General features: G+C 63.8%; 8 protein-coding genes. 7 read left to right on the top strand and 1 reads right to left on the bottom strand.

Annotated elements, in window-relative coordinates:
- From BHQ40_RS17535 to alaS, 7 genes are all read left to right on the top strand, one after another.
- Window positions 1–1,332 (top strand): ATP-binding protein (locus BHQ40_RS17535; protein WP_139139347.1); only part of this gene is annotated, 1,332 nt, incomplete at its 5' end.
- Between the two features lie 85 nt (window positions 1,333–1,417).
- The gene (locus tag BHQ40_RS17530) at window positions 1,418–1,780 is read left to right on the top strand and encodes a response regulator (protein ID WP_070157078.1); all 363 of its coding nucleotides are present in this window, start codon (window positions 1,418–1,420) and stop codon (window positions 1,778–1,780) included.
- 119 nt (window positions 1,781–1,899) lie between these two features.
- Window positions 1,900–2,976 carry a recombinase RecA gene (recA, locus tag BHQ40_RS17525; protein WP_070157077.1) on the top strand — a complete coding sequence of 359 codons (1,077 nt, stop codon included), beginning with the start codon at window positions 1,900–1,902 and terminating at the stop codon, window positions 2,974–2,976.
- A gap of 216 nt (window positions 2,977–3,192) precedes the next feature.
- Window positions 3,193–4,041 (top strand): class I SAM-dependent methyltransferase, encoded by an 849-nt coding sequence (locus tag BHQ40_RS17520; protein ID WP_253183404.1) that lies wholly within the window; start codon window positions 3,193–3,195, stop codon window positions 4,039–4,041.
- Complete coding sequence (locus BHQ40_RS17515) at window positions 4,038–4,664, top strand: glutathione S-transferase family protein (protein ID WP_070157083.1); 627 nt, start codon at window positions 4,038–4,040, stop codon at window positions 4,662–4,664. Before BHQ40_RS17520 ends, BHQ40_RS17515 begins: the two co-directional genes overlap by 4 nt.
- Window positions 4,651–5,919 carry a M24 family metallopeptidase gene (locus BHQ40_RS17510; protein WP_070157075.1) on the top strand — a complete coding sequence of 423 codons (1,269 nt, stop codon included), beginning with the start codon at window positions 4,651–4,653 and terminating at the stop codon, window positions 5,917–5,919. The genes BHQ40_RS17515 and BHQ40_RS17510 overlap by 14 nt, the downstream gene beginning before the upstream one ends.
- A 126-nt stretch (window positions 5,920–6,045) precedes the next feature.
- Window positions 6,046–8,700 carry an alanine--tRNA ligase gene (alaS, locus tag BHQ40_RS17505; protein ID WP_070157074.1) on the top strand — a complete coding sequence of 885 codons (2,655 nt, stop codon included), beginning with the start codon at window positions 6,046–6,048 and terminating at the stop codon, window positions 8,698–8,700.
- Window positions 8,701–8,718: 18 nt separating this feature from the next.
- Here alaS and BHQ40_RS17500 read toward each other — a convergent pair whose 3' ends face one another.
- On the bottom strand, window positions 8,719–8,916 hold the full coding sequence (locus tag BHQ40_RS17500) for a hypothetical protein (RefSeq protein WP_070157073.1): 198 nt from the start codon (window positions 8,914–8,916) through the stop codon (window positions 8,719–8,721).
- Window positions 8,917–9,102 lie beyond the last annotated feature (186 nt).

The following is a 9,102-nucleotide window of genomic DNA, read 5'->3' as shown; positions in this document are numbered from 1 at the left end:
GTGCGCCGCTATGCCGTTGGCCCGCAAATGTCGGGCGATATCGCCATCCGCATGCGGGCGCAGCCCGACGAGCCGGTGGCGCTCAGCATGGCGGGCGTGCGCGGATTGGGCGAGGCGGCGGTGCTGCTCAGCCTGAAGGACAATAGCGAGGAATCGAAGCTCAAGAGGCAGGTGGCGCAGGCGACCAAGATGCAGGCGATCGGCCAACTTGCCGGTGGCGTCGCCCATGACTTCAACAATATCCTGACCGCAATCATCGGTCATTGCGACCTGATGCTGATGCGGCATACGCCGGGCGACAGCGATTATGACGACATCCAGCAGATCAAGTCGAACAGCAACCGCGCGGCGGGGCTGACGCGGCAATTGCTCGCCTTTTCCCGCCAGCAGACGTTGCGGCCGCAGGTGCTGCAGCTTCCCGATATTGTGGCCGACGTATCCAACCTGCTCAATCGGCTGCTGGGCGAGAATGTGAAGCTGGAGGTCAGCCATGGCCGCAGCCTTGGCCCGGTGCGCGCCGATCCCGGCCAGTTGGAGCAGGTGATCGTCAATCTGGCCGTCAATGCGCGCGACGCCATGCCCAATGGCGGCACCGTCAATATCCAGACCTATGCAGTTCCGGCGGCGCGCGTCCGAGAGATGCGGAGCGACATATTGCCCATCGGCGATTACACGGCGCTCCGGGTGTCGGACACCGGGCATGGCATTCCGCCCGACGTCATCTCCAAGATTTTCGAGCCTTTCTACACGACGAAGGAAGTGGGCAAGGGCACGGGACTTGGCCTGTCGACGGTCTATGGCATCGTGAAGCAGTCGGGCGGCTTCATCTTCGCCGAATCCGAGGCGGGGCGGGGCGCGAGTTTCGTGATCTACCTGCCGGTGCACGCCGCCGTGACGCCCGAACGGACGGCGGACAAGCCGCGCATCGCCGACAAGCGCGGCGAGACATGGGGCACCGGCACCATATTGCTCGTAGAGGATGAGGATATGGTCCGCGCCGTGGCGGAGCGCGCGCTCAGCCGGCAGGGATATACGGTGCTGACCGCCGCTGACGGCGAACAGGGGTTGGAGGTGCTGGCGCGGGGCGGAGAGACTATCGACCTGCTGATCTCCGATGTCGTCATGCCCAATATGGACGGGCCCACGATGGTCAGCCATGCGCGCAAGACGCATCCCGACCTGCCGGTGCTGTTCATGTCCGGCTATGCCGAGGAGCAGCTTCGGAAATCGATCGACATCGCCAATGTCGCCTTCCTGCCCAAGCCTTTCTCCGTAAGCCAGTTGGCGGAGGCCGCGCGCGACGCGATGGGCGCAGGCGCCGCTGTTTCCTGATATATTTGGATCAAGCTGAAAAGACTAGGAATGCCGACGGCTTTGCGTTAGCCCAATGTCAAGGACAGGCATGCAACAGGGGCCTATGAGCGCTGCCAAGTCGATTCTTGTCGTTGAAGACGAAGCCATGATCGGCATGATGCTGGAGGATTTCCTCGATGCGCTCGGCTATCGTCTCCACGCCGTTGCCGGAACATTGCAGGAAGGATGCGATCTGGCGCGCGACGCGGAGTTTGACGCCGCCGTGCTCGACTGCAATTTGCGTGGCGAAAAATCATGGCCGGTCGCTGAGATACTCGCCGGGCGGGGGATTCCGTTCGTATTCGCCACCGGCGGCAGCGCGGACGATGTGCCGACGCAATTTTCCGACCGCATGACGCTGGCCAAGCCGTTCACCATGGGTTCGGTCGAGCGCGTCCTTGAAAAACTGCTGGAAACGGCTGGGTAGCGGCCGTTTGGATCGCGCATAAATAATTTTCGTTCTCCTATTGTTCCAAGTGAACAAATCCGGTACATCGCTATTTGAACGCCGATAATGGCGTGATCCGCTTGACAGGGGATAGGCCGATGACCGCAATGCTGAAACTCATCGATTCCGATAAGAAGACGGGGACAATGGACAGACAGAAAGCATTGGAGGCGGCGCTCGCCCAGATCGATCGCGCCTTCGGCAAGGGTTCGGCAATGAAGCTGGGCTCGAAGGAAACCATGCAGGTGGAGGCGATCTCGACCGGATCGCTTGGCCTCGACATCGCGCTGGGCGTTGGCGGTTTGCCGCGTGGCCGCGTGATTGAGGTCTATGGGCCGGAAAGCTCCGGTAAGACGACGCTGGCGCTGCATGTCATTGCAGAGGCGCAGAAGAATGGCGGTACGGCCGCCTTTGTTGACGCCGAGCATGCGCTGGATCCGGTTTATGCCAAGAAGCTGGGCGTCAATATCGACGAACTGATCGTCTCCCAGCCCGACACCGGTGAGCAGGCGCTGGAGATTACCGATACGCTGGTGCGCTCCAACGCCATTGACGTGCTGGTGGTGGACTCCGTGGCGGCGCTGGTGCCGCGCGCGGAAATCGAGGGCGAGATGGGCGACAGCCATGTCGGCCTGCAGGCGCGCCTCATGTCCCAGTCGCTGCGCAAGCTGACCGGTTCGATCAGCCGTTCGCGCTGCATGGTGATTTTCATCAACCAGCTCCGCATGAAAATCGGCGTGATGTACGGCAACCCGGAAACCACGACCGGCGGCAATGCGCTGAAATTCTACGCCTCCGTCCGTCTGGACATTCGCCGCACCGGCCAGATCAAGGATCGCGACGATATTGTCGGCAATGCGACGCGGGTGAAGGTGGTGAAGAATAAGGTCGCTCCGCCGTTCAAGCAGGTCGAATTCGACATCATGTATGGCGAGGGCATTTCCAAGATCGGCGAGATACTTGATCTGGGCGTGAAGGCGGGAATCGTCGAGAAGTCCGGCGCGTGGTTTTCCTGCGATTCCGTCCGCATCGGGCAGGGCCGCGAGAACGCCAAGATATACCTCAAGGAACATCCGGAAATGGCCGACCGCATCGAAAAGGCGGTGCGGGCCAAGACGGAAGCCGTCGCGGAAGCGATGATGACAGGACCCGAAGCGGAGGATGACGGCGAATAGCGGAACGCGCCGCCGGCCCGTACAGCCGGTATGACGTACCGCAGTTTCGCCTGACCTTCAGGCTTCACGATCCGAAAAGGCCCGCCCGCGCTACCCCAGCCGGCGGGCCTTTTATCGTCCCGCTATTGCCCGGCCCGGCTCGCTTTCAGGAAAGAGCCATTGTCATATAGAGGCTGCTCAGGCATCCCTCGCCTCGGCTACCCGGCGCGGAAAGGCATGACTATGACTCTCATGCAGGATTGGCAGGGCAAGACAGGCGATGTCTGGGCCGATGAATGGCTTCGAACCGACCGGACATTTGAAGGGCTGCACCGGCTGCTGATCGACCGGGCGGCCGATATCGCTTATCGCAACGATGTACGGGCCATTCTGGATATCGGCTGCGGCGCAGGCAGCACGACGCTGGCCCTTGCCGATGGCGTATCCGGCGCCCGGTTGCTGGGTATCGACATATCGGAGGCATTGGTCGGCATTTCCCGTGCAAGGGCCGGGGATGCGCCGCGCATCGCCTTTGCCGTCGCCGACGCCAGCCGGTGGCGCGACCCGGCTTTTGTTCCCGACATGCTGTTTTCCAGGCATGGCGTCATGTTCTTCGATGATCCTGTCGCTGCGTTCGAAAATCTCCGGCAAAGCGCAAGGCCCGGAGCGAGCCTGATCTTCTCCTGCTTTCGCAGCGTCGAGGAAAATCGCTGGGCGAGCGGGATCGGCGCGCTGTTGCCGGATATGACCGCCCCGGTTCCACCGCCTGGCGCGCCGGGGCCGTTCGCCTTTGCCGATCCCGCCCATGTCGAGCACCTACTGGCTGCGTCGGGATGGACTCAGACCGCCGTCGAGCCGGTGGACTTCCCCTATGTCGCAGGCGCGGGCCATGATCCCGTCGCCGACGCCATGTCCTATTTCCAGCGGATTGGCCCCGCCGCCCGCGCCCTGGCGTCGATTTCGGGCGAGGCGCGCGCGACCTTCCTGCGGCGGCTGCAGGATTTCTGCGCCGCGCATCTCGCCGGAGGCGTGGTGCGCTTTCCCGCAGCCGCCTGGATATGGACAGCGCGAAAGGCATCGGCATGACCATCATTGTCCATCATCTGGAAAATAGCCGCTCCCAGCGCGTGCTGTGGCTGCTTGAGGAATTGGAGCTTCCCTACACGGTCAAGCGCTATGAGCGTGATCCCCGCACGATGCGCGCCCCGCCGGAGCTGAAGGCGGTGCATCCGCTGGGCAAATCGCCGGTGATCGAGGATGACGGCCTTATCCTCGCTGAGACCGGCGCGATCGTCGAATATCTGGTGGAAAAGGCGGATGGCAGGCTGGGGCCGCCGCCGCATCGCGAGACGGTGCTGCGATACCGGCAGTTCCTGCATTATGCCGAAGGATCGATGATGCCGCCGCTGCTGGCGCTGCTCGTCGTCAATCGTCTGGGCCTGCTTGGCAAACCGGCAAAGGGCGCGATCCAGGGCATGCTGGACGAGCATCTGGACTGGCTGGAGACCGAACTTGCGGCGCGGGCGCACTTCGCCTGCGACGAGTTCACCGCCGCCGACATCATGATGAGCTTCCCGCTGGAGGCGTCGGCCGCACGCGGCGGTCTGGACGGATCGCGGCCGCGCCTGCATGACTGGCTGCAACGCATGCACGCCCGGCCCGCTTACCGGGCGGCGCTGTCGAAGGGAGGCCCTTATGCTTATGCTTGATCGCAGGAGGCTGCTGCAGATCGCTGGTCTCTCCGGCTGCGCGATCGCCGCCGGGATGCCCCGCCTCCTGCTTGCCGGAGACAATGGAGCGGCGGAGCTGAAGCCGGTCACGGGCGGCGTCGCGCCGATCAGCGCCGACGAGCGCAAGGCGCGGCTGACCCGCGCGCAGGCGCTGATGAAGGCCAACGGCATCGGCGCGATCCTGATTGAGCCGGGCGCAAGCCTTATCTATTTCACGGGCGTCCATTGGTGGCGCAGCGAAAGGCTGACCGCCGCCATCATTCCGGCGGAAGGGACGCCGGTGATCATTACGCCCTTCTTCGAAAAGCCGTCGGTGGAGCAATCGCTTGGCATTCCGGCGGATATTCGCGTCTGGCAGGAGGATGAAAGCCCGCTCGCGCTCGCGGCGGCGGTCCTGACCGCTCAGGGCCTTGGTGCCGCGACGATCGGGATCGAGGAGACGGCGCGTTTCTTCGCCTTTGACGGATTGCGCACCGCCCTGCCGAAAGCGCGGCTGGTGTCCGCCAACCCTGTGGCCAGGGGATGCCGCATGGTGAAGACGGCGGCTGAAATCGCGCTGATGCAGGCCGCGACTGACGTCACAATCGCCGCCTATCGCTGGACGATACCGCAGGTGCGGGTGGGCATGACGCCAAAGGACATAGGCGCGCTGATGACCGCTGCGACAAAAGCGCTGGGCGGCAGTCCCGAATTTTCGCTGGTGCTGGTCGGCGAGGCGGCGGCCTATCCGCATGGCAGCGACAAGCCGCAGGTGGTGAAAGCGGGCGATATCGTCCTCATGGATTGCGGCTGCACCGTGGAAGGCTATCAGTCGGACGTCTCCCGCACGTTCGTCGTCGGCGCGGAGCCGACCGCCGAGCAGCGCAAGGTGTGGGAGCAGGTGGCGAGGGGGCAGCAGATCGCCTTCGCCGCCGCGCGGCCGGGCGCGCCGGCGGGGTCGGTGGATGACGCCGTTCGTCAATATTATCAGGGCCTTGGATATGGGCCGGATTATAAGTTGCCGGGCCTGTCCCACCGCACCGGACATGGCATCGGCATGGAGGGGCATGAGCCGGTCAATCTGGTGCGCGGCGAAACCACCAGGCTTGCGCCCGGCATGTGCTTTTCCAATGAGCCGGGGATCTACATTCCCGGCAGCTTCGGCGTACGGCTGGAGGACTGTTTCCATATGACGGGAGAAGGGCCGGTCTGGTTCTCCAAACCGCCCGCTTCAATCGATGCGCCGGCGGGGTGAATCGGAACCCCGGATGAACGGCGGCGTGAAGGGCGGGGGACAGGATGTGCTTTCGCCGCCACAGCCGCACGGCTGGGCGTGAAACGCCCGCTTGTGCAGCGCGAAACACTTCCCTAAATCCGGCGCATGACCTCAACGAACGACATTCGCCGCTCCTTTCTCGACTATTTCGCGAAGACCGGCCATACGCCGGTGCCGTCCGCGCCGCTGGTGCCGCATAACGACCCGACGCTGATGTTCGTCAATGCGGGCATGGTGCCGTTCAAGAATGTTTTTACGGGCCTCGAAAAGCGCCCCTACAGCACGGCGGCCTCGTCGCAGAAATGCGTGCGCGCAGGCGGCAAGCATAATGACCTGGACAATGTGGGTTATACTGCGCGCCACCATACCTTCTTTGAAATGCTGGGGAATTTCAGCTTCGGGGATTATTTCAAGGAACAGGCGATCACCCATGCCTGGACCTTGCTGACCAAGGATTGGGGTCTCGACCCGAACCGGCTGACCGCCACCGTCTATCACACGGATGATGAGGCGTTTGCGCTGTGGAAGAAGATCGCCGGGTTGCCGGAGGCGCGGATCATCCGCATTCCCACCAAGGATAATTTCTGGGCGATGGGCGACAGCGGTCCGTGCGGGCCATGCTCCGAAATCTTCTACGACCATGGCGACCATATCTGGGGCGGCCCGCCGGGATCGCCGGAGGAGGATGGCGACCGTTTCGTCGAAATCTGGAACCTGGTGTTCATGCAATATGAGCAGGAGGCGAATGAGATCGTCCGCGACCTGCCCCACCCGTCGATCGACACCGGCATGGGGCTGGAGCGCATCGCCGCCGTCATGCAGGGCGTCACCGACAATTATGACACCGACACGTTCAAGGCGCTGATCGCGGAAAGCGGGGCGCTGACCAAAACCGACACGGCGGGCGAGCATAAGGCGAGCCATCGTGTGATTGCCGACCATCTCCGCTCGTCCGGTTTCCTGATCGCTGACGGCGTGCTGCCCGCCAATGAAGGGCGCGGCTATGTTTTGCGCCGGATCATGCGGCGGGCCATGCGCCATGCGCATATCATCGGCGCGAAAGAGCCGCTGATGTACCGCCTGGTCGGCGGTCTGGTCAGCGAAATGGGCGGCGCCTATCCCGAACTGGTGCGCGCGCAGCCGCTGATCGAGGAGACGCTGCTCCGTGAGGAGACCCGGTTCCGCAAGACGCTGGAAAACGGCCTGAAGCTGCTCGATGAAGCGACGGCCGGGCTGGGCGATGGCGATACCCTGCCAGGTGAGACGGCCTTCAAGCTCTACGACACTTATGGTTTCCCCTATGATCTGACCGAGGATGCGCTGCGCGGGCAGGGCCTGCTGGTCGACCGCGCCGGTTTCGACGCAGCCATGGCCGGCCAGAAGGCTGCGGCGCGGGCGGCGTGGAAGGGGTCGGGCGACAAAGCGTCCGAGGAAGTCTGGTACGACATAGCCGAGAGCGAGGGCAGCACGGAGTTTACCGGCTACACCTCCACCAAGGGCGAGGGTCAGGTCGTCGCGCTGGTGAAGGACGGCGCGCGCGTGGATAGCGCTTCGGCGGGCGATACCGTCACGATCCTGACCAACCAGACGCCATTTTACGGCGAAAGCGGCGGCCAGATGGGCGATATCGGCACGATATCGACGTTGGAGGGGCTGCTCGCCGAAGTGACCGACACCTCCAAGCCGCTTGGCCGCCTGCACGGGCATAAGGCGGTGGTGAAGGCGGGCACGGTCAAGTTGGGCGACACGGTGCAACTGGTTGTCGATGTCGACCATCGCGACCGGGTGCGCGCCAACCACAGCGCCACGCACCTCCTCCATGCGGCATTGCGCAACCGGCTGGGTGGGCATGTAACCCAGAAGGGCAGCCTGGTCGCGCCGGATCGCTTGCGCTTTGATTTCTCCCACCCCGAAGCGTTGACCCCGGCCCAGATCGCCGAGATCGAAGCCGATGTGAATGCGCAGATCCGCCATAATGACGAAGTGACGACGCGGCTGATGACGCCGGACGACGCCGTCGCGGCGGGCGCCATGGCGCTGTTCGGCGAGAAATATGGCGACGAGGTTCGCGTGCTGTCGATGGGCAAGACGGACGAGAACAACTATTCGGTCGAACTGTGCGGCGGCACCCATGTCCGCGCCACCGGCGACATCGCCTTGTTCAAGATCATTTCGGAGAGCGCCGTGTCGAGCGGCATCCGCCGGATCGAGGCGCTGACCGGCGAGGCGGCGCGGCTGTGGCTGGCCGATCGCGACGAGCGGTTGCGGCAGGCGGCGGCGACGCTGAAGACTGCGCCGGACGATGTGCCGTCGCGCATCGCCGCGCTGGTGGAACAGACCCGCAAGCTGGAGCGCGAACTGGCTGAGGCGAAGAAGGCGCTGGCGCTTGGCGGCGGCGGTTCTGCGGCGGCGGCGGGACCGGAGCAGGTCGGCGCGGTCAGCTTCCTGGGGCAAGTCGTCAATGGCCTCGACCCCAAGGAATTGCGTGGCCTGGTTGATGGTAACAAGCAGAAGCTGGGGTCGGGCGTGTCCGCTATCATCGCCGTCACGGACGGACGGGCAAGCATCGCCGTGGGCGTGACCGATGATCTGTCGGGCGTCATCAGCGCCGTTGATCTGGTGCGTGCGGGCGTGGAGGCGCTTGGCGGCAAGGGCGGCGGCGGCCGCCCCGACATGGCGCAGGGCGGCGGGCCGGACGGCGACAAGGCCGATGCCGCGATCGAGGCCGTCAAGGCCGCCTTGTTGAAGGTTCCCGCCTGATCGCGCCTTCCCTGCGGGTCAGCATTGCTGCGCCGTTTCGTCAGCCATCAGCGCCGCGATCACCCGTTGCAGGTTGACGCGCGCGTCACCCTGCGCCGTCGCCAGCAACTGATGAGCGAGCGTCACGGACGCAGCGCCGAAATCGGCGCGGAGCATGGCGGTGAACGCCTCGACGTCGAAACATGCCTGCGATGGCGCGCCAATCTGATATTCCATGATAATCTCCCCGTTTGATGGGGTGATAACATATCGGAGGAGGATTTGTTGCACTGCAACATCATTAACTTACTGGAAAGCATCATTTTCTCCGGAACGGACCAATATTGTTAATCCTGTGTTTCGGGCTTTGGGGTTGCTGAGGAACGCCGGAACCCTATCTTTTTACGGGTCGCCGGCTGATGG

Origin of the sequence: Sphingobium phenoxybenzoativorans (genome assembly GCF_001757355.1) — a bacterium.
GTDB lineage: Bacteria > Pseudomonadota > Alphaproteobacteria > Sphingomonadales > Sphingomonadaceae > Sphingobium > Sphingobium phenoxybenzoativorans.
This window is presented reverse-complemented; position numbering and strand designations above follow the sequence as displayed.